At 71.6% G+C, this 24,410-nt stretch carries 26 protein-coding genes; 8 read left to right on the top strand and 18 right to left on the bottom strand.

Annotated elements, in window-relative coordinates; all coding sequences use genetic code 11:
* The gene (locus tag FHT37_RS11785; protein WP_183480987.1) at positions 1–261 is read left to right on the top strand and encodes a VF530 family DNA-binding protein; all 261 of its coding nucleotides are present in this window, start codon (positions 1–3) and stop codon (positions 259–261) included.
* A gap of 18 nt (positions 262–279) precedes the next feature.
* On the opposite strand, the gene FHT37_RS11780 is transcribed toward FHT37_RS11785, so the two are convergent.
* The 9 genes from FHT37_RS11780 to FHT37_RS11735 form a co-directional block, all read right to left on the bottom strand.
* Complete coding sequence (locus tag FHT37_RS11780; RefSeq protein WP_183480983.1) at positions 280–1,581, bottom strand: aspartate aminotransferase family protein; 1,302 nt, start codon at positions 1,579–1,581, stop codon at positions 280–282.
* Positions 1,582–1,714: 133 nt separating this feature from the next.
* Positions 1,715–2,578 (bottom strand): LysR family transcriptional regulator, encoded by an 864-nt coding sequence (locus FHT37_RS11775; RefSeq protein WP_183480980.1) that lies wholly within the window; start codon positions 2,576–2,578, stop codon positions 1,715–1,717.
* A 58-nt stretch (positions 2,579–2,636) separates the two neighbouring features.
* Positions 2,637–3,122 (bottom strand): hypothetical protein, encoded by a 486-nt coding sequence (locus tag FHT37_RS11770; protein ID WP_183480977.1) that lies wholly within the window; start codon positions 3,120–3,122, stop codon positions 2,637–2,639.
* A 13-nt stretch (positions 3,123–3,135) separates the two neighbouring features.
* On the bottom strand, positions 3,136–4,233 hold the full coding sequence (locus FHT37_RS25130) for a tetratricopeptide repeat protein (protein WP_221211002.1): 1,098 nt from the start codon (positions 4,231–4,233) through the stop codon (positions 3,136–3,138).
* 9 nt (positions 4,234–4,242) lie between these two features.
* On the bottom strand, positions 4,243–5,532 hold the full coding sequence (locus tag FHT37_RS11755) for an NRAMP family divalent metal transporter (protein WP_183480974.1): 1,290 nt from the start codon (positions 5,530–5,532) through the stop codon (positions 4,243–4,245).
* A 112-nt stretch (positions 5,533–5,644) separates the two neighbouring features.
* A complete protein-coding gene (locus FHT37_RS11750) occupies positions 5,645–5,869 on the bottom strand; it encodes a hypothetical protein (RefSeq protein ID WP_183480971.1) in 225 nt (74 codons plus the stop codon).
* A gap of 219 nt (positions 5,870–6,088) precedes the next feature.
* Positions 6,089–6,637 (bottom strand): cysteine hydrolase family protein, encoded by a 549-nt coding sequence (locus FHT37_RS11745; RefSeq protein WP_183480968.1) that lies wholly within the window; start codon positions 6,635–6,637, stop codon positions 6,089–6,091.
* Positions 6,638–6,882: 245 nt separating this feature from the next.
* A complete protein-coding gene (locus FHT37_RS11740) occupies positions 6,883–8,514 on the bottom strand; it encodes a phosphoethanolamine transferase (RefSeq protein WP_183481561.1) in 1,632 nt (543 codons plus the stop codon).
* A gap of 117 nt (positions 8,515–8,631) precedes the next feature.
* Entirely contained in the window at positions 8,632–9,327 is a 696-nt protein-coding gene (locus FHT37_RS11735) for an arylesterase (RefSeq protein ID WP_254783600.1), read from the bottom strand.
* Here FHT37_RS11735 and FHT37_RS11730 point away from each other — a divergent pair.
* Positions 9,326–10,021 carry an ABC transporter ATP-binding protein gene (locus FHT37_RS11730; RefSeq protein ID WP_091734056.1) on the top strand — a complete coding sequence of 232 codons (696 nt, stop codon included), beginning with the start codon at positions 9,326–9,328 and terminating at the stop codon, positions 10,019–10,021. The two genes, FHT37_RS11735 and FHT37_RS11730, sit on opposite strands and share 2 nt — an antisense overlap.
* Before the next feature lie 138 nt (positions 10,022–10,159).
* Here the strand turns inward: FHT37_RS11730 and FHT37_RS11725 are convergent, their stop codons facing one another.
* The 8 genes from FHT37_RS11725 to FHT37_RS11690 all read right to left on the bottom strand — a co-directional run bounded on the left by FHT37_RS11725 (position 10,160) and on the right by FHT37_RS11690 (position 16,947).
* On the bottom strand, positions 10,160–10,720 hold the full coding sequence (locus FHT37_RS11725) for a DUF2062 domain-containing protein (RefSeq protein ID WP_091734054.1): 561 nt from the start codon (positions 10,718–10,720) through the stop codon (positions 10,160–10,162).
* 125 nt (positions 10,721–10,845) lie between these two features.
* Positions 10,846–11,643, bottom strand: coding sequence for a peptidylprolyl isomerase (locus FHT37_RS11720; protein ID WP_091734053.1), 798 nt, complete (start codon positions 11,641–11,643; stop codon positions 10,846–10,848).
* Positions 11,644–11,715: 72 nt separating this feature from the next.
* Positions 11,716–12,042, bottom strand: coding sequence for a BolA family transcriptional regulator (locus FHT37_RS11715; protein ID WP_183480965.1), 327 nt, complete (start codon positions 12,040–12,042; stop codon positions 11,716–11,718).
* Positions 12,039–12,686 carry a septation protein A gene (locus FHT37_RS11710; protein ID WP_091734050.1) on the bottom strand — a complete coding sequence of 216 codons (648 nt, stop codon included), beginning with the start codon at positions 12,684–12,686 and terminating at the stop codon, positions 12,039–12,041. Before FHT37_RS11710 ends, FHT37_RS11715 begins: the two co-directional genes overlap by 4 nt.
* Before the next feature lie 22 nt (positions 12,687–12,708).
* On the bottom strand, positions 12,709–13,164 hold the full coding sequence (gene msrB, locus FHT37_RS11705; RefSeq protein ID WP_091734049.1) for a peptide-methionine (R)-S-oxide reductase MsrB: 456 nt from the start codon (positions 13,162–13,164) through the stop codon (positions 12,709–12,711).
* Positions 13,161–14,684, bottom strand: a complete 1,524-nt coding sequence (locus FHT37_RS11700; protein ID WP_183480962.1) for a YdiU family protein — start codon at positions 14,682–14,684, stop codon at positions 13,161–13,163. Before FHT37_RS11700 ends, msrB begins: the two co-directional genes overlap by 4 nt.
* A gap of 126 nt (positions 14,685–14,810) precedes the next feature.
* Positions 14,811–16,355 carry a methyl-accepting chemotaxis protein gene (locus FHT37_RS25670; RefSeq protein ID WP_091734046.1) on the bottom strand — a complete coding sequence of 515 codons (1,545 nt, stop codon included), beginning with the start codon at positions 16,353–16,355 and terminating at the stop codon, positions 14,811–14,813.
* A gap of 217 nt (positions 16,356–16,572) precedes the next feature.
* Positions 16,573–16,947: a 2Fe-2S iron-sulfur cluster-binding protein gene (locus FHT37_RS11690; RefSeq protein ID WP_091734045.1), complete on the bottom strand. Its 375-nt coding sequence runs from the start codon at positions 16,945–16,947 to the stop codon at positions 16,573–16,575.
* 33 nt (positions 16,948–16,980) lie between these two features.
* Here FHT37_RS11690 and FHT37_RS11685 point away from each other — a divergent pair, with 33 nt between their 5' ends.
* From FHT37_RS11685 to FHT37_RS11660, 6 genes are all read left to right on the top strand, one after another.
* On the top strand, positions 16,981–18,915 hold the full coding sequence (locus FHT37_RS11685) for a M3 family metallopeptidase (protein ID WP_183480959.1): 1,935 nt from the start codon (positions 16,981–16,983) through the stop codon (positions 18,913–18,915).
* A gap of 7 nt (positions 18,916–18,922) precedes the next feature.
* Positions 18,923–19,459, top strand: a complete 537-nt coding sequence (locus FHT37_RS11680; RefSeq protein ID WP_254783599.1) for a M48 family metallopeptidase — start codon at positions 18,923–18,925, stop codon at positions 19,457–19,459.
* A gap of 127 nt (positions 19,460–19,586) precedes the next feature.
* The gene (locus tag FHT37_RS11675; RefSeq protein WP_255489543.1) at positions 19,587–20,702 is read left to right on the top strand and encodes a tRNA-dihydrouridine synthase; all 1,116 of its coding nucleotides are present in this window, start codon (positions 19,587–19,589) and stop codon (positions 20,700–20,702) included.
* Positions 20,699–22,987: an alpha/beta fold hydrolase gene (locus tag FHT37_RS11670; protein ID WP_183480956.1), complete on the top strand. Its 2,289-nt coding sequence runs from the start codon at positions 20,699–20,701 to the stop codon at positions 22,985–22,987. The genes FHT37_RS11675 and FHT37_RS11670 overlap by 4 nt, the downstream gene beginning before the upstream one ends.
* Positions 22,988–23,034: 47 nt before the next feature.
* Positions 23,035–23,379 (top strand): translation initiation factor Sui1, encoded by a 345-nt coding sequence (locus tag FHT37_RS11665; RefSeq protein ID WP_091734039.1) that lies wholly within the window; start codon positions 23,035–23,037, stop codon positions 23,377–23,379.
* Between the two features lie 142 nt (positions 23,380–23,521).
* A complete protein-coding gene (locus FHT37_RS11660) occupies positions 23,522–23,770 on the top strand; it encodes a hypothetical protein (RefSeq protein ID WP_091734038.1) in 249 nt (82 codons plus the stop codon).
* 41 nt (positions 23,771–23,811) lie between these two features.
* Here FHT37_RS11660 and FHT37_RS11655 read toward each other — a convergent pair whose 3' ends face one another.
* Complete coding sequence (locus FHT37_RS11655; RefSeq protein WP_183480953.1) at positions 23,812–24,408, bottom strand: DinB family protein; 597 nt, start codon at positions 24,406–24,408, stop codon at positions 23,812–23,814.
* Positions 24,409–24,410: the final 2 nt, after the last annotated feature.

The raw sequence follows: 24,410 nt of genomic DNA, 5'->3' as shown, positions 1-24,410 counted from the left end.
ATGACCGACCCCGTCCCGACTCCCCCCGCCCAACCCCGCAATCCGCTGCATGGCGTGACGCTGGAAGCGCTGCTGACCGCGCTGGTCGAGGCCTATGGCTGGGACGGTCTCGACCAACGCATCCCGCTGCGCTGCTTCGCCTTCGAGCCGAGCATCAAGTCCAGCCTGAAGTTCCTGCGCAAGACGCCCTGGGCGCGGGAGAAAGTGGAGGGGCTCTACCTGTTCATGCTGCGGGAGCAGCGGCGCAACGCGCGTCCGTGAGAACGCGCCGCACCGGCTTCAGATCACATCCTCGATCGCGCGCTTGAGCAGCGACAGGCCCAGGTCGATTTCCTCGTCGCTGACCGTCAGCGGCGGCGCGATGCGAAAGACGCCGCCCATCATCGGCAGCTGCACGATGTTCATGCTCAATCCCCGCGCCATGCAGGCCCGGGTGATGGCGGCGCCCAGCTCCGGCGCGGCCTCCTTGCCGGCCTGGCTGCGGACGATCTCCACCCCCAGCAGCAGCCCGCGGCCCCGCACGTCGCCGATGCAGTCGAACTCGCGCTGCAGCGCGCGCAGGCCCGCCTCCAGCCGCGCGCCGGCGACCCGCGCCCGCGCCACCAGCCCGTCCCGCGCCACGATCTCCAGCACCTTCAGGCCGACCGCCGCCGGCAGCGGGTCGGAGACATGGGTCGTGTAGAAGAGGAAGCCGCGCTCATGGCAGCGCTCCTCGATCTCGGCGGTGGTGAGCACCGCCGCCAGCGGAATGCCCGCGCCCAGCGTCTTGGACAGCGTCAGGATGTCCGGCGTCACGCCGTCGCGCTCGCACGCGAACATCATCCCGGTGCGCCCGATGCCGGTCTGCGCCTCGTCGACGATGAGCAGCATCTCCCGCTCGCGGCATTTCTGCTGCAGCGCGCGCAGGTAGCCGGGCGGCAGGTCGATCAGGCCGCCCGAGCTCAGGATCGGCTCGGCGATGAAGGCCGCCAGGTTGCCGCTGGACTGCCGGTCGATCAGGTCGAAGGCGTAGTCCAGCTCGGCCTCCCAGGCCTCGGCGCCGAGGCCGCCGAAGCGCGGCCGGTAGGGATTGGGCGCGGGAATCGCGAAGGAACCGACCGCCGCCGGGCCGTAGCCCTTGCGGCCGGCGCAGTAGGTCGCCGACGCCGCCGCGCCGGTCATGCCGTGCCAGGACTGCGCGAAACCCACCACCTCGTAGCGGCCGGTGTAGAGCTTGGCCAGCTTGATCGCCGCCTCGTTCGATTCGGCGCCGGTGCTCAGCAGCATCGCCCGCTCGAGCCCCGCCGGCGCGACCTCCGCCAGGCGGGTCGCCAGGTCGACCACCGGGCGGCTCAGCATGCCGCTGAAGAGGTGGTCCAGCCCGGCGGCATGCTCGGCGATGACCGTGGCGATCTCCGCGTGCCCGTGGCCGAGCAGCGCGCTCATCTGGCCGGAAGTGAAGTCCAGGATCGCGCGGCCGTCGGCGTCGTAGACGAAGCTGCCGCGGGCGCGCTCGATGATCAGCGGCTCGAAGCTGCCGCCGTAACGGATCAGGTGCTGGCGTGAACGCGCCCAGAAGCTCGGGTCGGCATTGCGTGACATCGGGTCCTCCCATCAACGATGAACCCGGCGAGCGTACGGAGCGGGCCTTCGCCACGGAAGCCAATTGTTTTGATGCGACCCATCAGCGGCGCAGGGGAGCGGCGACCCGGCTCGGCGACGAACGGCGCGTGGGTCAGGCGGTGGGCAGAAACTTCCGCACGTGCGCCGCGAACGCGGCGGTCAGCGGCGTCGGCCGCTCCCGGTCGAAGGCCAGCGTCAGCGCGACCGCGGGCAGCGGCGGCAGGCCGTGGGCCTCGTCGAGGATCTCCAGGTCGTCGGGCACGGCGGTGCGGGTCAGCACCGTCACCGCCTGTCCCGAGCGCGCCATGCCGACGAGCCCGGCCAGGCTGCTGCTCGCATGCGCGATCCGGAACGCCCGGCCCTGCGCCTCCAGCGCGCGCTTCGCCAGCACGTGGTCCAGCGCGTCGGGCGCGCCCAGAGCCAGCGGCAGCGGCGTCAGGCCGGCCACCGCGGCGCCGCGCCGCGCCACCCAGACCAGCGGCTCGCGTCGGATGACCTCGCCACCGACGCCCTCGGCGCCGTCCTGGATCGACACCAGCGCCAGGTCGGCGGCATGTCGCGCCAGCAGCTCCAGCAGGCGCGGCGTGGGCGCGCACACGACCTCCATCTGCACCTGCGGATGCAGGCTCGCGAAACCCTGCAGCAGGTGCGGCAGCAGGGCGACCGCGTAGTCCTCCGGGCAGCAGAAGCGCAGCACGCCGGACATGCGCGCGCCGCGCAGCTCGGCCAGCGCCTCGTCGTGCCGGCGCAGCAGCTCGCCGGCGTGGACCACCAGGCGCTCGCCGGCGGCCGTCAGCGTCACGCCGCGCGCCCCCCGGTGCAGCAGCGGCTGGCCGGCGACCTCCTCCAGCCGCTGCATCTGCATGCTGATCGCGGACTGCGTCCGGCCCACCCGCGAGCCGGCCTTGCCCAGCGAGCCGGTCTCGGCCACGGCCAGCAGGCTGCGCAGCAGGTCGAAGTCCAGGAAGGTGGTCACGGCAGGGAAGGTCGCGATCGGAGCGGCGCCGTGGCGCGCCAGCGCCAGGGCCAGCGCTTCAGGGCTTGAGGAAGTCGTTCTCGACCCAGGCGGCGGCGCTCGCCTCGGTGAGGCGGAAGTTGGCCGCGACGCGCACCTGGGCGACCAGCTCGTCCTGCTCGTCGCGGGCGCTCAGCAGCGCATAGGGGTTGTCCTCGTCCGGGACGATGTCCAGCAGGATGTGCAGCCGTCCGGACCCGGTGTCCAGCTTGAGGCTCTTGTGCAGCTGGGCATGCAGCTGCTGCTCATGGCGGCGCAGGACCTCGGAGGCGGTCTTCACCAGCGTGTGGAAGGCCGCCGCGTCCAGCGGCTTGGGGTTCTTCTTGTCGCGGCCCATGGTCCAGGGGCCGACCAGCGCGGGTTCGGACTCGCCGGCCAGCGTCATCGCCACGGCCCAGCCTTCGTCGTCTTCGTTCTTGATCACCTGCGCGGTCCAGCGCTCGTCGCGCCACAGGCGGGGTTCCTGGATCGGGGTGGTGGTGTCGTCGGGGAGATGCGTGCTCATCCGGACGAAGGTATCACGCCGCCGTCAGCGAAAACATGTGCGCGTCCCACGCCGAGCCGTCGGTGCCGCGGATGCGCTGGCGCAGCAGGCCCTCGTAATGGGCGCCGCAGCGGCGCGCGACCGCCAGGCTGGCCGCGTTGCCGTCGGCCACGACGATCTCCACGCGGGCGAGCTTCAGGCGCTCGAAGGCATGGCGGCTGAGCGCCCGCACCGCGGCCGACGCCGCGCCCTGGCCCTGGCAGGCGCTGCGCACCCAGTAGCCGAGGTTGCAGAACGGATGCACCGGATGCAGCGAGTTGAGCCCGCCGGCGCCGATGAAGGCGCCGGTGTCGCGGTCGAAGATGCCGAACTCGAAGGCGGTGCCCGACTGCCAGCCGCGCGCGCAATGGTCCAGCCATGCGGCGCCGTCGCTGGTGGAGAAGTCCGCGTGGGCCCAGGCCATCCAGCGGCCGATGGACACGTGGGACTCACGCACCGCGGCGACCAAGTCCGGCAGGTCGCCGGGCCGATAGGGGCGCAGCAGGAAACGACCCTCGACGAGCTCGACCGGCGCGGGACCGGTGGGCGCGGCGTCGCCGTCGTCCCAGACCTCGCCGGCAAGCTGCCGGGCGCAGGCCAGCAGCGAGCGGTTGTAGCGCGACAGGCGCGGCGCCAGCGTGGCCAGCGCGAGCCCGGCGGCCTCGGCGCCGCGGCCCTGGGCGGCATAGGTAAGCGCGAGCAGCGCGCGGGCCTCGTCATGCAGCGGACGGTCGTGGCCGGGCTGCATGTGGTGGGCGAGCTCGCCGGCGAGCAGCGCCTCGCTCTCGTCCAGCCGCTGGAGCCAGCGCAAGGTGCTGCCCAGCTGGATCACCGCGCGGGTGCGCCGGTAGGGATCGAGCTGGCCGCTCTCGAGCGCGGCGCGGTACAGCGGCTCGGCTTGCGCTTCGAGGCCGGCGGTGTCGCGCGCGCAGGCGCGTTCGAACAGGGCGCGACCGTCGTCGGCGGGGCGCTCGGCGGCGAGCGCGTCGATCTCGGCGACCAGTTGCGCGCCGGACAGGGCGGGCGCGCGGCGCCAGACCTCGTCCAGGCGCAGGGTCCAGGCGTCGTGCAGCGGGGCGGTGGGGGTGCTCATCGGGCCAGTCTAGCGACCGGCCCCGAGGGTGCTGGAAGTCTGCAGGACGATCATCGCGAGCGTCGCCAGCGCCATCGCGGCGGTGGCGAGCCAGCCCAGCGTGCGCCACAGCGGCGGCATGCGCAGCGCGCCGACGATGGACGGATGGGAGGCGGCGATCATCACCGTCACCATGATCGGCACCGAGATGACGGCGTTGATCACCGCCGACCAGTAGAGCGCCTTGATCGGGTTGAAGCCGGCCAGGCTCAGCGTCAGGCCCAGCAGCATGGCGCCGCCCAGGATGGCGTAGAAGGCCTTGGCGGTCCCTGGCGGGCGGTCGAGCCCGCGCCGCACGCCGGCCAGCGTGGCGACCGCGTAGGCCGCCGAGCCGGCCAGCACCGGCAGCGCCAGGAAGCCGGTGCCCACGATGCCGGCGGCGAAGAGCACGAAGGCGAAATCGCCCGCGACCGGGCGCAGCGCCTGGGCGGCCTGGGCGGTGGTCTGGATGTCGCTGACGCCGCGGGCGTGCAGCGCCGCGGCGGTCGCGACGATCATGAAGAACGCGATCAGGTTGGAGAAACCCATGCCGACCAGGGTGTCGGTCCGCAGCCGCCGGAACTGCCGCTTCGCCTGCTCGGGCGCGACGGCGAGCGGGCGGTCGGCGTCGATGCGGCGGATCTCCTCGGCTTCCTGGCCGGCCTGCCAGAAGAAGAGATAGGGGCTGATCGTCGTGCCCAGGATCGCCACGACCATGGTCGTGGACTCGCGGTCCCAGTGCATCGCGGGCAGCACGAGCGAGCGCAGCGCGAGCGCCCAGTCCGCCTGCGCGGCGAATCCCACGCCGACATAGGCCAGCAGCGACAGCGTCAGCCACTTGAGCAGCCGCACGTAGCGCTCATAGGGCAATAGGACCTGCAACAGCAGCGACAGCAGCGCGAAGGCGACGATGTAGGCGCCCGGCGGACCGCCGACGGCCAGGCTCATCGCGTCGCCCATCGCGCTGAGGTCGGCGCCGAGGTTGATCACGTTGGCGACGACCAGCAGCCCGACCAGCGCCATCACCAGCCAGCGCGGGCACAGCTTGGCGAAATTCTCGGTCAGGCCCTTGCCGGTGATCCGGCCGATGCGCGCGCTGGCGAGCTGGATGCCCACCATCAGCGGGAAGGTCACCAGGATGGTCCAGCCGACGGTGTAGCCGTACTGCGCGCCGGCCTGCGAGTAGGTCGCGATGCCGCTCGGGTCGTCGTCGGCGGCGCCGGTGATCAGGCCGGGGCCAAGCTGGGCCCACCAGGGGCGACGGATCGGGTCCTTCGGCAACCGGCATCTCCCGCGACAACGACGGGAGCCACCGGGCAAGCATGGTGCCCGGCGGGCTCGGCGCGCCACATGAGAGGTTCCGGTATTGCTGGGCGCAGGCGGGTCGGTGTGTTCAACGGCCTGCGCATCTCCCGCGCCGAGCGGGGTCGCGGCGCAGCAGGCGGCGCAGTCCGTGGAGCAGCCCCATGATCGCCAACTGCGTCGCACCCTGCATTGCCGCTTGAGCCCAGAAGCCGTCGCCGAAGGGATGGGGCAGCCGCTGATTGATGAGGCTGGCCGCGATGGCCGATAGGAAGAGGATCAGCCATGGCGCCCGTTCCGGAGTCAGCTCTCGCATGGGTCCACCTTGTTGGATTGAGGATGGGGTCGAAGTTTTCCGAGGCCCTGTCCGGCAAGGTGATTCACACCTGCCACGCGAGCGATGCGGAGGTCTTCATCCTCGGACCCGGAGCGCCGAGCGGCCATGACTCCGGCTGGTGGACTTCCGGTCAGGTCCGACTGGTGTCGTGAGGCCGCCCACCGAAACGAGTGGCAGGCGGATCAGCGGCCCGCCGGCTCAGGCGCGCCGCGTCGACGGCGCGATGCTGGCCTTCAGCGCCTGCCGGATCCAGTCGAGCGCCGCGTGCTTGCGCTCCGGGCTTTCAGCAGCCGTGCAGTCGGCCGGCACCCAGACGCGGTAGCCACGCACGTAGGCATCCATCGCCGTGCACTGGACGCAGTAGTCGGTCGCCAGGCCGGTGATGGCGAGTTCGCGCGCGCCCAGCTGCGCCAGCAGCAGTTCCAGCGGCGTGGCGTGGAAGCCGGAATGCCGCGGCTTGAGCACCATCAGGTCCTCCTCGTCCGGCGCCAGCAGGCGCGCCAGCTTCGCGGCCGCGCCGCCACCGCGCCGGCATTCGCGCAGCAGTGTGCGGAAGTCCGAGCGCCATTGGCCGAAGTTGTCGTTGACGTAGAGCGTGCAGAAGCCGTCGCGGCGGTAGCGCCGCTTCAGCGCGGCGGCGGCGGTGGCGGCCTCGATCGCCGCCGGCGCGAGGTCCTCCGCGCCGTCGAATTGCAGCGGGTTGATGAAATCGACCAGCAGCAGGACTTTTCGCGAGGCGGCGGCCATCACGCCCCCCCGCTCGAAGTCGACCGACCGCGTGAGACGCGGCGATTGGCTCGGCGCTCGGGGCCCGCCAACGGGTCGGCGACGGTGAGGGGGGCGCTCGCGGATCGCTTCATGCCGTGCTCCTTGCTGGGAAGGAAACGGCAAGCGGAATGCCCGCGTGACGCGGCAAGGCCGTGGCGCCTTGGGATGCCGTAGGGGCCGGTGGACGCTGACGCGCGGCGTGCGCCGCGACCGCCGCGGGCCGGCTAGCGCTCGAACGCGATGTCCTTCACCGGCAACGCGGGCGGCTCCCAGGCGTAGGCGGCGTGGAGCACGTTGCGCTCGTCGCGCATGCCGGTCCAACGCAGCCGCATCAGATCGGCGAGCGTCCAGCCGGCCCAGTCGGCGCGGAAGGGGCGGGCGGCGGTGGGCGCGTCGAACGCCGCGTCGCTGCGCCACAGCAGCGCCGGGATGCGGTAGCCCGACGCCGTGCCCGGGCTGTGTCCCGCGTGGTCCAGCGTGTGGCCCACTTCCTGGCCGTGGTCCGACAAGAACATCCACGCGGCCTGGCCGCTGGCGGGCAGGTGACGGCGCGTCATCCGCAGCGTCTCGGCCACGATGCGGTCGTGATAGCGGATGGCCGCGTCGTAGTCCTGGCGGAACTCGCGGACCCAGGCGGCGCGGCCGTCGCGCGTCATCGCGGCATCGACCGCGTCCCCGCCGCCGTCGAACGGATGCTCGCCCGGCGGCATCCGCAGCCGGTAATGCGGATGCGCGCCCAGCAGGTGCACCACGACCAGCTTGCGCGGCGCGGGGTCGGCCAGCGCCTGCTCGACCTCGTCCAGCAGCTCGCCGTCCAGCGAGCCCGACGAGCGTCCCGGCTGCCGGTTGATCATCTCCACCGCGTCGGCCAGCCGCGCATGCTGCTGGTCGACCGCCACGTCATCGTGATTGCTGACCCACCAGACCTTGTAGCCGGCGCCGCGCGCCAGCGCGAGCAGGTGCTGCGTGTCGCCGGCCGGATCGTCCTCGTCGCGCTCGCCGAAGCTGAACAGGCCGGCGAGCGAGGCCACCGTCGTCGCCTGCGTCGACCACGCGTGCCGCAGCGTGAGCAGCCGGGCGCGTTCCTCCGCGCTCAGCGCGATCAGCTCCGGCGTCGTCGGCCGGGCATAGCCGTAGAGGCTCATGTTGTCGCGGTTGACGCTCTCGCCGAGCACCAGCACCACGGTCGACGGCGCGTCCGTCGCCACCGCGGGCGACGCGGCCTGCGCGTTGCGCATCAGCCGCGCGCGCTGCAGCTGCTGGTCGCCCCACGCGACGCGCAGGTCGAGGACCTGCTGCGTCCAGGTCGGCCAGAACAGCAGCGGATGGTGCCGCCGCCACGGCTTGCTGAGGTGGGCGAGGGCGCACAGCGCCAGCAGTCCGACCAGCACGAGGCGCGCGGGCCGGGACTGCGCGACGGGCGCCCGCGCCGCGCGATGGATCGCGACGCCGGTCAGCGTCAGCGCGGTCAGCAGTGCGAGCAGCGCCGCGGTCATCGCGGGCAATTGCGAGCTCAGGTATTCGAGCGATTCACGCGGCGAGGTGTTCGCGATCGCCCCCAGCACCAGCGTGCTGTCCGGTGCGGCCTGGTACTGGTGCTGGAGGAAGGCCCGCAGCGCGCCGTCGATCAGGAAGCCGGCCAGCGCCGCGAAGGCGACCACCGCGCGCAGCCGCCGCCAGGCCGGGCCGGCGACCGGCCAGCACAGCCACAGCAGCACCGGCAGGGCGAGCAGCATCATCTGCCAGGCACGGCGCCCGTCATGGCCGGCGGCGATCGCGGCCGCGCAGGCGGCGCACAGGAACAGGACCGGGATCCAGGCACGGATCCCGACGGGGAAGGTCTTGAAGGGGGACATCGGCACGGGTCGAAGGCGAGCGGGCGCGAGTCTAGGAGATCTCTCGCATGCATCAGCCGGCGATCCCGCCGACGGCCCTCGCATTTCCCGGTGCAGCGGCGCGGCCGATGCGTTTCGTCAAAGCATCGGTCGCAGGACTTGCCAGACGTTGTCGAGCATCACCGGATGCGCCTTGGCCAGCGGGTGGATGCGGTCGCCCTGGAACCAGTCCGCCGCGTCGGCCCGGTCGGCCACACCGGCCAGCAGGAAGGGCTGCAGCGGCACCTTCTCCGCCTGCGCGACCGTCTTGAAGCTGTTCTCGAAATCGCGCGCATAACTCGCGCCCATGTTCGGCGGGATCTGCATCCCGACCAGCATCACCTTCGCGCCGGCGGCCTTGCCGGCCTGGACCATCGCGGCGAGGTTCTCGCGCGTCATCTTGAGCGGCAGCCCGCGCAGCGCGTCGTTGCCGCCGAGCTCCACGATCAGGTGGGTTGGCCGATGCTGCTGGAGCAGCGCCGGCAGCCGCGAGCGCCCGCCCGAGGTGGTGTCGCCGCTGATGCTGGCGTTGATCACCTCGGCGCCCAGCTTCTGCGCCTTCAGCCGCGCCTCCAGCAGCGCCACCCAGCCGCTGCCGCGGGCCAGGCCGTACTCGGCCGACAGGCTGTCGCCCAGCACCAGGATGCGACGCGGTGCCCGCGCCGCGGCCGCGCCGCCTTCGGTGCGGCCTTGCGCCGCGACAGGCCCGGGCAGGGCCCCCGCCACGGCGAGGGTCGCGACACAGGCGCTACAGTGCAACATCCATTCACGGCGGCGCATCTGCGGTTGATTCATGGCTCAGAACATCCTCGAAGTCGATCACGTCAGCAAGTCGGTCCAGGATGCCGACGGCGTGCTGACCATTCTGCATGACATCAATTTCCAGCTGCAGGCCAGGGAGTCGGTCGCCATCGTCGGCGCCTCGGGCTCGGGCAAGAGCACGCTGCTGTCCATCCTCGCGGGCCTGGACACGCCGTCCGAAGGCACGGTGCGGCTGCGTGGGCAGGACATGTTCGCGCTCGACGAGGACGGCCGCGCCGCGCTGCGCGGCGCGCACCTGGGCTTCGTGTTCCAGAGCTTCCAGCTGCTGGCCCACCTGACGGCGCTGGAGAACGTGATGCTGCCGCTGGAGCTGCGCGGCGAGCGCGATGCCCGCGCGCAGGCGCGGCAGATGCTCGAGCGCGTCGGGCTGGGGCAGCGGCTGTCGCACTATCCGCGGGTGCTGTCGGGGGGCGAGCAGCAGCGCGTGGCGCTGGCGCGGGCCTTCGTGCAGCAGCCGGCGTTGCTGCTGGCGGACGAGCCGACCGGCAGCCTCGACTACGCGACCGGCGAGCAGGTGATGGCGCTGATGTTCGAACTCAACCGGGAACTGGGAACGACGCTGGTGATGGTCACCCATGACCAGGCCATCGCGGCGCGCTGCGAGCGGCAGCTGAGGATCTCGGCAGGGCATCTGCAGGACATCACGATGGCGGATCTGCCGGCGTGAGGCTGTCGGCCTGCTGAGACCGGTGCGTTGGCCGCTGGGCCATGGGGCCCCGGCGGCAAGCGCCGGAACCCCAAGGCCCACCGTCCCCAACCAGCGGTGTCCTTCGGCGGTTTTGAGACCGAGGACGGCGGGGGAGGATCAGAGGCGCAGCGCGCGTTCGCGCAGGCGCCGCCGGCGCTCGAGGCGGATGACGGCCCACCAGCCGACGTAGACCACGACGTAGAGCGTCGCGCCCAGCAGCAGGCCCGCCAGGGGCAGGCCCGCCAGCAGCGGCGCGCCGAGCTCCGACAGCCACTGGCCGATGGCCGGCCACCAACTGGCTGGATCGCCCCAATTGAGCGCCAGTTCCCTCGGCGCGGAAATCGGACCGTGGATGCCCAGCACCTGGCGGCCCAGGAAGATCGCCAGCGTCCAGATCGGCACCAAGGTCAGCGGATTCGTCAGCCAGGTGGCGGCAATCGCCGCCGCCACGTTGGCGCGGCACACGATCGCCACGACGGCCGCCAGCAGCATCTGCGTCGGCAGCGGGATCACGCCCACCGCCAGCCCCAGCGCCGCCCCCAGCGCCACGCGCCGGCGGTGCGCCACCCACAGCCAGGGCCGCTCGCGCAGGTAATGGCCGAGCCACTTCAGTCCCTTGGTCTGTTCCAGGGACTCCGGCGAAGGCAGCAGGCGGCGGGCAAGTCGGGAGGCCGTCATGGAGGAGAGCTCAGAGGGGCGCGATGCCCGCGGACATGGGGAACGTCAGATGTGAAAAGCCCGCGCGGCTGCCAGGCAGCGGCGCGGGCTTCGAACGGTACAGCAAAGACCGGTCGGAACGACGATCAGTTCGCGGAGAACTTGTAGTCGGTCTTGGCCTTGGTGCGCAGTTCTTCCTGGAACTCCGCGACCTTCTGCTGCTGCATGCGCTGGATGATCTGGCCCTTGACGTCGTCGAAGGCCGGGAACTGCGCCTGGCGCGTCTCTTCCAGCTTGATGATGTGGAAGCCGAACTGCGACTTGACCGGCTCCTGCGTCATCTCGCCGGCCTTGAGCTTGGCCATCGCGGCGCTGAACTCGGGCACGTAGGCGTCCGGGGCGGACCAGCCCAGGTCGCCGCCGTTCTGGGCGGAGCCGGTGTCCTTGGAGTTCTTGGTCGCGACGTCCTCGAACTTCGCGCCGCCGTTGAGCTGCTTGATCAGCGCCTTGGCGTCTTCTTCCTTCTCCACCAGGATGTGGCGGGCGTGGAATTCGGTGCCGGTGGCCTGGGCCTTGAACTTCTCGTACTCGACCTTGGCGTCGGCTTCGCTGACCGGGTTCTTCTTGGCGTAGTCCGAGAACAGCTCGCGGATCAGCAGGGACTGGCGCGCCAGTTCCATCTGGTTCTTGTAGTCGTCGGTCTTGTTCAGGCCGCGCTTCTCGGCTTCCTGCAGGAAGATCTCGCGCAGGACGACCTCGTCCTTCACCTTCGATTCCATTTCCGGGCTGCGCGGCTGGCCGGCCTTCGTGATCTGGCTGATCAGCACGTCGGCGCGGGCCTTGGGCACGGGCTTGCCGTTCACGATCGCGATGTTCTGGGCCATGGCCGGCAGGGTCACGGCGCCGATGGCCGCCACGGTGGCGGCAAGCACAAACTTCTTCATGATGGGTAAAGGGCCTTTCGACTCCCGGGTGAGCGCGAACGCTCCAAAACAAAGCGCCGGCAGGCGGCGCTACTAGGGACCTGGTTTCTGCTGTTCGTCGGGCGCGCGGGCATCGATGGCCAGCGCGTGTATGCCCTTCTGCATCAGATCGGCGAGCGCATGATATACGAGCCGATGCCGCGCCACCCTGGGTAAACCGGCAAAGCGCGGGCTCACGATTTCGAGGTAGTAGTGGCCGCCCTCGCGGGCGCCGGCGTGGCCGGCGTGGTGGGCGCTGTCGTCCCGCAGCGAGAGCGAGACCGGCGCCAGCGCGGCCCGCAGCCGGGCCTCGATCTCGACCGACGGCGTCGCCGCCGGGTTCGGCGCCGACGAAGGGGAAGGTCCCGCGCCGCCGCTCATGGCTTGGTCTCCTCGGCCGGGGCCTCGCTCTCCTGCGGCAGGTGCCGGCTCATGTAGACGCCCTGGCCGAGCGTGAACAGCAGGATCAGCCCCGTCGACCCGAAGGCCTTGAAGTTGGCCCAGGCCTCGGTGCTGTACGAGTAAGCGACGTAAAGATTCGCAAAACCCATCGCGGCGAAGAAGGTCACCCAGGCCCAGTTCAGGCGCGCCCAGACCGGATCCGGCAGGTGCAGCTCGGCGCCCAGCATCTTGCGCAGCAGGTTCTTGCCGAGGAAGAGATGGCTGACCAGGAAGGCCGCGGAGAACGCCCAGTACAGCATCGTCGGCTTCCACTTGATGAAGGTCTCGTTGTGGAAGTAGACGGTGGCCGCGCCCAGCGTCATCACCAGCCCCAGGCTGACCCACAGCATCAGGTCGACCTTGCGGCGGCGCAGCTTCAGGTAGAGCACCTGGGCGATGGTGGCGAACATCACGACCAGGGTGGCCAGCAGCACCGGCGCCTCGGTGGGGCCGACCTTGCCGCCGGACACCAGGAAACCCAGGTGCTCGGTCGCGAAGGCCGCTGCCCACTCCGGCTGCCCATCGGCGTACTTGAACGTGACGAAGAACAGCAGGAGCGGCAGGAAATCGAGCAACAGCTTCATTCAGGGACCAGTTCGGCAGCGCTCAGCGCTGGGGCTCGAAGTCTATCGCGGCCGAATTGATGCAGAAGCGCTCGCCCGTCGGTTCCGGGCCATCGGGAAAGACGTGGCCCAGGTGGGTGCCGCAGCGGTTGCAGCGCACCTCGACGCGCACCATGCCATGCGTCTTGTCGACGACGCGCTCGATGACCTCGGCGTTGATCGGCTCGTAGTAGCTGGGCCAGCCGCAGCCGGCGTCGAACTTGGTGTCGGCCTGGAAGAGCGGCGTGCCGCAGCCGACGCAGTTGTAGCGGCCGGCCTCCCAGTGGTCCCAGTACTTGCCGGTGAAGGCGCGCTCGGTGGCGGCGTGGCGGGCGACCTGGTACTGCGTCGGGTCGAGCTGCTCGCGCCACTGGGCATCGGTCTTCCGGACGGGGTAGGCGGTGTCGCGGTCGCGGTCGACCTCGGTGGCGTTCTCGGTGAACTTGTCGTAGCGGCTCATGATGAACAGGAAACCTCCAGCGTTTGCGCCCAGTCGGGCGGGAAGTCGGCGTCGGACGCCTGGGCGGGCGCGTCGAACGGGCGGCGCAGCACCTCCAGCAGCCGGCGCACCTCGTCGAAGTCGCCGGCCTCGGCCCGCTGGATCGCCGTCTCGGCCAGGTGATTGCGCAGCACCACCGCCGGATTGACCGCGTCCATGCGAGCGGCACGGGTCGCATGTGCGTCCGCCGGCTCGATCTTCAAGCGCGCCGCGTAACGCCCGGCCCAGGCATCGAAGGCCGCGCGGTCCAGGAACAGGTCGCGCAGGACCGCATTGGCCGCCGCCTCGACCGGCTGCGCCGGATCGAAGCCCGACAGGCGCCGGTGCGCGATCGTGTAGTCGGTGCGATGGGTGGCGAGCAGCCGCAGCCAGTCGTCGATCAGCGGGCCGTCCTCGCCGCGCTCGTCGACCTCCGCGCTCAAGCCCAGCTTCGCGCGCATCGCGCCGAGCAGCGCGGTGCCGAAGCGCTCGCGGTAGATCTCCAGCGACTCGATCAGCGCATCGCCGGCCGCCTCGGCGTCGGTGTCGACGCCCGGCATCAGCGGCAGCAGCGCCTGGGCCAGCGCATGCAGGTTCCAGAACGCCACCTGCGGCTGGCGCGCGAAGGCGTAACGACCCTGGTGGTCCGAGTGATTGCAGATGTGGCCGGGGTCGAAGCCGTCCATGAAACCGAAGGGGCCGTAGTCGATGGTCAGGCCCAGCATCGACATGTTGTCGGTGTTCATCACGCCATGCATGAAGCCCACGGCCTGCCACTGCGCGACGAGTTCCGCGGTCTGCGCGGCGACCTTGGCCAGCGCAGCAATGACGGGATTGGGCGCGGTCGCGCATTCCGGCGCGTGGTGGCGGATGAAGAAGTCGAAGAGCTCGCGCGTGCGGGCCTCCATCCCGTGGTGGGTGAAGTGCTCGAAGTGGCCGAAGCGCAGGAAGCTCGGGGCAACGCGGGTGACGACGGCGCCGGTCTCGACGCGCTCGCGCTGCACCTTCAGCGTGGTCGAGCCGGTGATGGCCAGCGCGCGGGTGGTCGGGATGCCGAGCGCGGCCATCGCCTCGGAGCAGAGGAACTCGCGGATCGACGAGCGCAGCACCGCGCGGCCGTCGCCGCGACGCGAGTAGGGCGTCAGGCCGGCGCCCTTGAGCTGCAGTTCGAAATGGCCGTTCGGGCCGTCGACGCCGCCCAGCAGCAGCGCGCGGCCGTCGCCGAGCTGGCCGGCCCAGACGCCGAACTGATGGCCGCTGTACACGGTGGCCAGCGGCTTCATGCCGGGCAGCGGCGCGTTGCCGCTGAAGGCCGGGAGCATCTCCGGGCGAGTCCACCAGTCGGCGGGCCAGCCCAGCAGGGCGGCGCAATCGGGGCTGGTGGCGACCCAGTGCGGGTCGGGGAGGCCGGTGCCGGGCAGCTCGGTGTAGAAATCCGGCCCCAGACTCGCGTATCGATGGGTCCAGCGGGCCAGCCCGGCCCCTTGCATTGGCGCATTCATCGGGGCAGTTTACAGAGCACCCCTTGGCCCCTTCGCAGAGGGGGATGCTCTCGGTCGGCGCGCTGCCACTGGCTCCCTCGCCCGCTTGCGGGAGGGCGGGGGGTGAGGGCCAGCGGCCGTGCCCGGTCAGCCCAGCTTGAAGCTCGCCACCGCGTCGACCAACTGCGCCGACTGGTCCTTCAGCGACTCCGCCGCCGCGGCCGATTCCTCGACCAGCGCCGCGTTCTGCTGCGTCATCTGGTCGAGCTGTCGCACGGCCTGGCCGATCTCGCCCAGCGTCAGCGACTGCGCCGCGCTGGAGGCCGAGATCTCGCCGATGATGCGCGTCACGCGCTCGACGCTGCTGACGATCTCGCGCATCGTCGAGCCGGTCTCGCCGACCAGGCGGGAGCCGCCGTCGACGCGTTCGACCGAGGCCGAGATCAGCGACTTGATCTCCTTGGCCGCCTCCGCGCTGCGGCGCGCCAGCGAGCGCACCTCGCCGGCCACCACCGCGAAACCGCGCCCCTGCTCGCCCGCGCGCGCGGCCTCGACCGCGGCATTGAGGGCCAGGATGTTGGTCTGGAACGCGATGCCGTCGATGACGCCGATGATGTCGGCGATCTTGTTGGACGACTGCTGGATCTCGTTCATCGTCGCCACGACCTGCTCCACCATCGCGCCGCCGCGGCCGGCGACCTGGGAGGCGGTCTGCGCGAGCGCATCGGCCTCGCGGGCGGACTCGGCATTGAGCTTCACGCCCTCGCCGAGCTGCGCCATCGCGGCGCCGGTTTCCTCCAGGCTGCTGGCGGCCTGCTCGGTCCGGTTGGACAGGTCGGCGTTGCCGGTGGCGATCTCGGACGACGCGTGGCGGACCTGGTCCGCGGCGGAGCGCACGCCAGCGATCGTGTCGGCCAGCCGGCGCTGCATCTCCTGCAGCGAGCGGCGCAGCGCGGCGACTTCGTCGGTGCCGTCGACCTCGCCGCCCCGGCGGCTCAGGTCGCCGTCGGCGATGGCGCGGCTCAGCGCCTGGGCCTGGGCCAGCGGCTCGGTCACCGAGCGCGTGATCACCAGCGCGATGCCCACGCCCAGCGCGATCGCCACCACCATCAGCGTGACGACCAGGTGGCGGGTGCTCGTGGCTTCGGCCTGCGCCTCCTTGCGGGCGTCCTGCAGCAGGTCGCGGGTGTGCTCGGCGAACTTGTCGATCGCCGCGAGGTAGTCGTTCATCGCCGGGATCAGCTGCGTCGCGGCCACCGGCTTGACGTCCTCGCCGCCTTCCTTGGCCTTGACCGTGGCATCGCGCGCGTCCTGGTACTTCTTGCGCGCCGCGCCGATCTCGTCGATCAGCTTGCTGCCCACCGGGTCGGTGACGTTCTCGTCGAGCTCCTTCTGGATCTTGTCGATGCGGGCCGACAGCTCCTTGGAGCGCGCGGTGAAGGCCTTGACGAAGGTCTCGTCATCGACGACCAGCTGCACGATGCGGCGCTGGATGTTGCCCTCGGTCAGGCCGGACCACTGGCGCGACAGCTCCAGCGCGTGCATGTCGACCTCGACCAGGCGTTCGATGCGCTGGTGCAGCATCGACACGCGGATCACCCCCACCGCCGAGGCCACCGCCATCAGCACGATCACCAGCGCGAAGCCGGCCAGCACGCGGCTGCGCAGCCGCCATCGATTCAAGTTCAGCATTCGGAGGTCCTTCTTCTGCGCGCCCCGACCGGCCCCGTGGGCGTGGTGATGGCGTCGTGGTGTTTCCGTGAGACGGACGCGATGCTGCCTTGTCAGGGTTGCCCCTGATCGATGGATATGCGGGGTGTCGTGTGAACAAAAGCGCGGAACCGGCGGCCGCGCGGGGGGGTGTCGGGTTTTCGCGTCGGCGCCGCTCCGGCGCCGCGTGCGAGGGGCGTCACCCGCGGGCGCTGGGCGGCGGCGGGACGTCGAACAGGTTGATCGCCTGCGGCTGGTCCAGCACCAGGTCCGAGCGCGCGCAGGCGACGCAGGGCAGGATCCAGCCCTCGTCCTTCTCCTCGCGGGACAGGCCGGGCCATTCGATGCGGTAGTCGATGCGCCCCGCCACCAGCCGGGCGATGCAGGCGCGGCAAGTGCCGTTGCGGCAGGAATGCGGCAGGCGCAGGCCGTGGTCCAGCGCGGCCAGCAGCAGGGTCTGGTCCTCGGGCGCGTCGAAGCGCCAGCCCTGGGGCTGGAGCTCGACGGCGTGAACGGCCGGCGCGGTCTCGGGGCGGTCGCCGGAGTCCCCGGCGGCATCAGGGGCGTGACTCATGGGCGCCATGATGCCCTGCGCTAAGCTGCGCCGATGCCCGACACCTCGCTCCCCACGCCGGCCGTGCAGGCCGCCCAGGCCTTCTTCGACCAGCTCAACCACGACTACGTGGCGGTGCACAAGCGCAAGGAAGACCTGTTCTGGGCCACCTACATGGCCACCAGCGACGACCACGAAGGCTTCGGCCGCGCGGAGACCGACTACAAGGCCTTCATCGCCGACCCCGACCGCCTGGCCGCCACGCGCGCGCACCTGGCGGCGGTCGATGCGGCGGCCGAGGCGACGACGCTCGCCACCGACGCGGTGAAGGCGCTGGCGCACGGCCTGCGGGGCTGGCTGGGCGTGTTCGAGGCCAACATCATCGACAACGACGAGGGCCGGCGCCTGATGGCCGAGCTGATCGAGGCCGAGCGCCTCCTCTTCGCCCGGCGCAAGGACTTCGCGCCCACCCATGTCAACGATCGCGGCGAGACCGAGGCCGCGACGCTGACCATGCTGTCGACCAACGCGTCGACCAATCCCGACGAGTCGCGCCGGCGCAGCTCCTACGACGGGCTGGCGGCGGTGGAGCGCTGGGTGCTGGACAACGGCTTCCTGGAGATCGTCGCGCTGCGCAACCGGCTGGCCCGCGCACTGGGCTTCAGCGACTACTTCGAGATGAAGCTGCGCAAGAACGAGCGCATGACCAAGGCGGAGCTGTTCGGCATCCTGGACGACTTCGTCGCGCGGACCGAGGCCGCGCAGCGGCGCGCGCTCGACGCGCTGGTGGCGCGCCATGGCCCCTCGGCGCTGGAGCCCTGGAACCTGCGCTTCCACAGCGCCGGCGACGTGACCCGGCGCCTGGACCCCTACCTGCCGTTCGGCCCGGCGCTGCGCCGCTGGGTGCAGAGCTTCCGCCGGTTGGGCATCCAGTACCGCGGCGCGACCCTGCGGCTGGACCTGCTGCAGCGGCCGGGCAAGTACCAGAACGGCTTCTGCCATGGCCCGCTGCCGACCTGGTTCGACGAGCAGGGCCGCTGGCACGCCGGCGAGATCAACTTCACCGCCGAGGCCAAGCCCGACCAGGTCGGCAGCGGCGCGCGTGGGCTGGTGACGCTGTTCCATGAAGGCGGCCATGCGGCGCACTTCGCCAACGTGACGCAGAACGCGCCGTGCTTCTCGCAGGAGTTTGCGCCGACCTCGATGGCCTATGCCGAGACGCAGTCGATGTTCTGCGACAGCCTGCTGGGCGACGCGGACTGGCTCAAGCGCTACGCGCGCACGGTCGATGGCTCGACGATCCCCGACGAGCTGATCCGCGAGCGCATCGCCGCGACGCAGCCGATGCGCGCCTTCGACGAGCGCGCCATCGCGGTGGTGGCCTACTTCGAGGCGGCGCTGTACGCGATGCCCGATGCCGAGCGCACGCCCGAGGCGGTGCTGGCGCTGGCGCGCGCGATGGAGCGGCGCATCCAGGGCGTGGACCGGGCGCCGCGGCCGATCCTGGCGATCCCGCACCTGCTCAACCAGGAGTCCGCCGCGTCCTACCAGGGCTACCTGCTCGCGCACATGGCCGTCTACCAGACGCGCGCCTTCTTCCTGCGCCGCGACGGCTACCTGACCGACAACCCCGCGATCGGCCCCGCGCTGGCCGACGCCTACTGGGCGCCGGGCAACAGCCTCAGCCATGACCAGACGCTGCGCCGGCTGACCGGCGAGGGCTTCTCGGCGCGCTACCTGGCCCAGGCCTGCGACGAGACGGTGGAGCAGGCGTGGGCGACGGCGCTCGACCAGCTGGAAGCGGCCGAGCGCCGAGGCGCGCGCACCGACGACGGCCCGCCGCTGCAAGCGCGGGTGATGGTGGTCCACGGCGCGGAGCTGCTGGCCGATAACGGCGATGGCGGCGACGCGGCGGAGCGCGCGATGTTCGAGCGCTTCGAGCAGTGGATCGGCGCGCACTACGGCGCGCCGGCCGCGGCGCTGCAGTGACGGCGCGGTGAAGTACCTGCAGGGTTATTCGCCGGCGCTGGTGGCGCAGGCGCGGCAGTTGCTGGACGCGGGCGAACTTGGCCCGCTGCTGGCGCGCAAGTATCCGGAGCCGCATGAGGTCCGCAGCGACAAGGCACTGTTCGACTACACGCAGGCGCTGAAGCAACGCTTCATGCGCAACGCCGGGCCGCTGGCGCTGGTGGCCTACGACGCCCGGCTCAAGGTCATCCAGCATGCGCTGGGCACGCACACGCGCCAGGCGGTGGTGCAGGGCAACCGGCTCAAGACGCGCCGCGAGATCCGTGTGGCGACGCTGTTCCGCGAGGCGCCGGCGGAGTTCCTGCGGATGATCGTCGTGCACGAGCTGGCGCACCTGAAGGAGCTCGAGCACGACAAGGCCTTCTACGCGCTGTGCCACCACATGGAGCCGGGCTACGCGCAGCTGGAATTCGACGTGCGGCTGTGGCTGAGCGTACGCGACCACGACGAGGCGCTGGCCAAGCGCGGGAAGACCGGCACCGGCGGCGACGCGGACGGCCCGTGACGTCCGCCCCGGTGGGCGCTCCCGCGCGGCCGCGCCGAGGCCCTGGAACAGGCGCTTCCGCTATGCTCTCGGCCTTTCCAGACCCCGGTCCGCGGCGCCACGAGCACGGCGGATCCCCTCGCTTCCCATGATTCTGCTGGCGCCCATGGAGGGCTTGCTGGACCACATGCTGCGCGACACGCTGACCCGTGTCGGCGGCGTGGACCGCTGCGTCTCCGAGTTCATCCGCGTCACCGATCAGCTGCTGCCGCGCCGCGTGTTCACGCGCATCGTGCCCGAGCTGCTGGACGGCGGGCGCACGCGCGCCGGCGTGCCGGTGCGGGCGCAGCTGCTGGGCTCCGATCCCCAGTGCCTGGCCGAGAACGCCGCGCGGCTGGCCGAGCTGGATCCGGAAGGCATCGACCTGAACTTCGGCTGCCCCGCCAAGACGGTGAACCGTCATCGCGGCGGCGCGGTGCTGCTGGACGAGCCCGAACTCGTCGGCGAGATCGTCGCCGCGGTGCGTCGCGCGGTGCCGGCGCATCTGCCGGTGTCGGCCAAGATGCGGCTCGGCAACGAGGATCGCGAGCGCATGCTCGATTGCGCCCGCGCGATCGAGGCGGCCGGCGCGTCGGAACTGGTCGTCCATGGCCGCACCAAGCGCGACGGCTACAAGCCGCCCGCCTACTGGGACCAGATCGCCGTCGTGCGCGAGGCCGTCGCGATCGACGTCGTGGCCAACGGCGAGGTGTGGACCGTCGAGGACGCGCTGCGCTGCCTGCGCGAATCGGGGTGCCATTCGCTGATGCTCGGTCGCGGCATGGTGGCCGATCCGGGCCTGGCGCTGGCGCTGCGCGCCGCGCTCGGGACCAGCGCGTCCGGCACGTCCGGCGTGGAGGGCGCCGCGACGGTCGGCGCGCTGCCGTGGGCCGAGATGCTGCCGCTGATGGCGGGCTTCTTCGCGCAGGTGCGCCGCAAGGTCGCGACGCGCCACCAGGCCGGCCGGCTCAAGCAGTGGCTGCACTACCTGCGCCGCCGCTATCCCGAGGCCGAGGCCACCTACCAGCGCGTGCGCACGATCAACGCGCCGGATCTGCTGGCGCTGACGCTCTTCGGCGACGCGCTCGATCCCCAGGCACCGCCCGAGGGCGGCGACGAGGACGACCTGGTCGACGCCTCCACCGCCTGCGAGGCCGACGACGCGTTCGACCGCCCCACCGATTCCGATCAACGACAAGACAGCGACACGCTGATCGCCGCATGACCGCTTCCCTGCTGACCACGCGCCTGCTGGCGCTCGCCGCCGCATTGGCGCCGGTGTTCGCCGATGCCGCCTCCACCGCGCCCGCCGCGACGGCGAAGGACAAGGGCGTCACGCCGCTCACGCTCGAACGCGTCTTCGGCGATCCGCCGCTGCAGGGCCGGCTGGTGCGCCAGGCCGAGATCTCGCCCGATGGCGCCTGGGTCAGCTACCTGCGTCCGTCGGAGACCGACAGCGACCAGCTCGAGCTGTGGGCGCAGCCGACGGCCGGCGGCGCGCCGCGCAAGCTGGTGTCGGCGGCGGAGGTGCTCGGCGGCCGCAGCCAGCAGCTGACCGAGGCGGAGCGCATGGCGCTGGAGCGCAAGCGCATCTCGCAGGGCGGCATCACCGGTTACCAGTGGTGCGGGCCGTCGGGCAAGGCGCTGCTGTTCCCGCTGTCGGGCGACCTGTACCTGGTGCGCCTCACCGACCAGGGACCGAAGGCCCAGCGCCTGACGGCCGACGAGCAGGTGCCGGAGCAGGACCCCACCTGCTCGCCCGACGGCAGCCGCATCGCCTACGTCAAGGGCGGCGAGCTGTGGGTGCAGCCGCTGGATGGCGGCGACGCGCGCGCGCTGACGAAGGGCGCGACCGAGACCCGCTTCTGGGGCCTGGCCGAGTTCATCGCGGCGGAGGAGTTGAGCCGCCAGCGCGGCTACTGGTGGTCGCCGGACGGGAAGCAGCTGCTGGCGCTGAACGTCGACGAAAGCGCGGTGCCGGTGAAGACACGGGCGCAGATCTTCGCCGACCGGACGACGATGACGCAGCAGCGCTACCCCGGCGCGGGCGAGCACAACGCCCGCGTGACCGCATGGACGCTGCAGGTGGCGGACGGCCGCATGACGCCGCTGCCGCTGCCGATGGATGCGGAATACGTGGCGCGGGCTGGCTGGTTCGGCGACGGCACGCCGTGGCTGCAGACGCTCACGCGCGACCAGCGCAAGCTGGCGCTGACCGAATACGCCAACAGTGCCGGCCCCGGCCGCACGGTGATCGACGAGCGCGATCCAGCCTGGGTCGAGGTCCACGACGACCTGCTGGAGATCGACGGCCTGACGCTGTCCGGCCAGCCGGCGCTGCTGTGGTCGAGCGAGGCTTCCGGTCGACGGCAGCTGGTGCTGGTGGACCGCCGCACCGGCGAGCGCCGCCCGCTGACGAACGAGCCGGAGCCGGTCGCGCATCGCGTGTGCAGCGACGGCAAGACGGTGGTCTACGCGGCGGCCCGCGACCGGGGCCGCTCGCGCGAGCTGTTCGCGATCGACCTGGACGGCACCCGCCGCGCGCTGGACGGCGCTCAGCCACGCCAGTGGCGCGATGCGCGCGGCGACGGCGCCTGCGGCCAGCTGCTGGTCACGCGCGGCGCCTGGGGTGAGCCGCCGGCGCTGTCGCTGCAGGCGGTGCGGCCCGGCGCGCAGCCGGTGGCGCTGCCGGGCGACGCGCCGGATCCGCTGCTGGCGCGCATCGTGCCGGCGCCCCAGGTGGTGGACATCACCGCCGCCGACGGACGCACGCCGCTGAACGCGCTGTACTTCGCGCCGCTGGACGGCCGGGCCGGTCCGCACCCGGTGATCGCGATGGCCTACGGCGGCCCGGGCACCTCGACGACCAACTGGAACTGGAATCGCGACACCGCGCTGATCGCCTATTGGCAGCGTCGCGGCTACGGCGTGTTCACGCTGGACACGCGCGGCATGCAGAACCGCGACCGCGAGTTCACGCGCGCGCACCGGCATGCGTTCGGCGAGGTGGACGTCGGCGACCTGTTCGCGGCGGTGCGCCAGCTGCCGAAGCAGGTGGCGGGCGTGGATGCGAAGAGGATCGGCTTCTTCGGCTGGTCCTACGGCGGCTTCCTGGCCGAGCGCGCGATGCTGGACGCCGACACGCCGCTGGCGGCGGCGGTGGCGGTCGCGCCGCCGACCGACTGGACGCTCTACGACACCGCCTACACCGAGCGCTACCTGGGCATGCCGCAGGACGGCAAGGGCGGCCAGACGGCGCCGTACCGGCAGGCCAACCTGGTGGACCGCGCGAAGCTGCTGACCAAGCCGCTGCTGATCGTGCACGGCACGGCGGACGACAACGTGCTGTTCGAGCACACGCTGCGCCTGACCGAGGCGCTGCAGAACGAGGCGCGGCCCTTCGAGCTGATGATCTATCCGGGCAAGGCGCACGGCATCGCCGGTCGCAGCGCGAAGCTGCACCTGTACCGGACGATCGACGCCTTCTTCGCGCGGACGCTGGCACGCTGAGCGCCGGGCGCGGGACGAGGCAACGGACAAGGACTTGGGAGCAGGCGATGGCGCTGGTCTATTCAACGGAGAGCGGGCGGATCTGCCCGCAATGCCGGCAGGCGCAGGCGGACTGCCGCTGCAAGGCGCAGGCGGCCTCGGCCGTGCTGGGCGACGGCAAGGTGCGGGTGCGACGCGAGACGGCAGGCCGCAAGGGCAAGGGCGTGACGGTGGTGCTGGGCCTGCCGATGACGGCGGCGGAGCTGACCGAGACGGCGAAGAAGCTCAAGGCGGCGTGCGGCAGCGGCGGCACCGTCAAGGACGGCACGATCGAGATCCAGGGGGATCACCTGGAGAAGGTGATGGCCTGGCTGACGCAGGCGGGGTTCGCGCCGAAGAAGGCGGGCGGGTAGGCGAGCGCAGGACAGCACGCGACCGCGGGGAACATCCGAAACAATCGCGCCATTCGCGACGTATGCACGCGCGGGCCGGGGCTGGGGGGCCTAAGGTTGGATCGTCCGGCCCGATCCTCCCCGCGGGCCACGGAGTCCGTCCATGAGTCCCTCCCAGTTCGGCGCGCTCCAGCGCCAGTCCTCCGTCCGCGGCGGTGTCGGCCAGGGCCGCTACCTGCTGCGCTTCGAATCGCTGTTCCACGCGGGTCGCGGTCTTTGCTTCCCCTGCGATGAGCGCGGCCAGGTCACGCTGGACCAGCTCAGCGAGCAGGCGCGCGAGAACTACCTGTTCGCCCGCGCCGTCGTCGGCCACGAGTACGCGACCCCGGTGGTCCAGCGCTGCGACGAATGACCCGCGGCCGGTCCCCGCGGACCGGCCACCGTTGAACCGCGTCAGCGCGCCGCGCCTTGCGCCGCGTCGTACTGCCCCAGCACCCACTGCAGCCCCGCGAGGTGCTGCTGGTCGTGGCTGCACAGGTAATGGATCAGCGACTTGAAGGTCAGCGGCCCGTAGCCCTCGAAGCGAGCGCGGCGCCGCAGCTGCTCCGGCGTGATCTCGGCCAGCATCGCCAGCGTCTTCCGGCGCGCCGCGGCGAAAGCCGCCAGCGCGGCGGCCGGATCGTCCTCGCCGTAGCGGCGCTCCCGCGCCAGCGCGTCGGTGTCCAGCGAGGGCAGCAGCGGATCGTCCTCGCCCAGCGTGCGACGGATGCGCTGCTGGTAGCCGTCGATCTCGATGTCCCGCACATGGCACAGCTGCTCGATCGCCGTCAGCGGCTCGCTCGGCACGCCGTCCCACGACGGCGGCGCCCAGTGCCGCGCCTCGGCGGGGAACAGCGCGAAATGCGCGGCCAGCTGGGCCGGGAAGGCCGCCAGCGCCGCCAGGGTCACCGCGTCGACGGCGGATGCGGGGAAGGGGGAGGCGACCGACGAGGTCGGCGCGATCGATGCGCTCGGGGCGCTCGATGAGCGGGAGTTGTCGATGGTGGGCATGC

The sequence above is a fragment of the Mitsuaria sp. BK037 genome (assembly GCF_014193045.1).
Taxonomy (GTDB): Bacteria; Pseudomonadota; Gammaproteobacteria; order Burkholderiales; family Burkholderiaceae_C; genus Roseateles.
The sequence above is the reverse complement of the archived record's forward strand: the minus strand, read 5'-3'. Positions and strand labels throughout refer to the sequence as shown.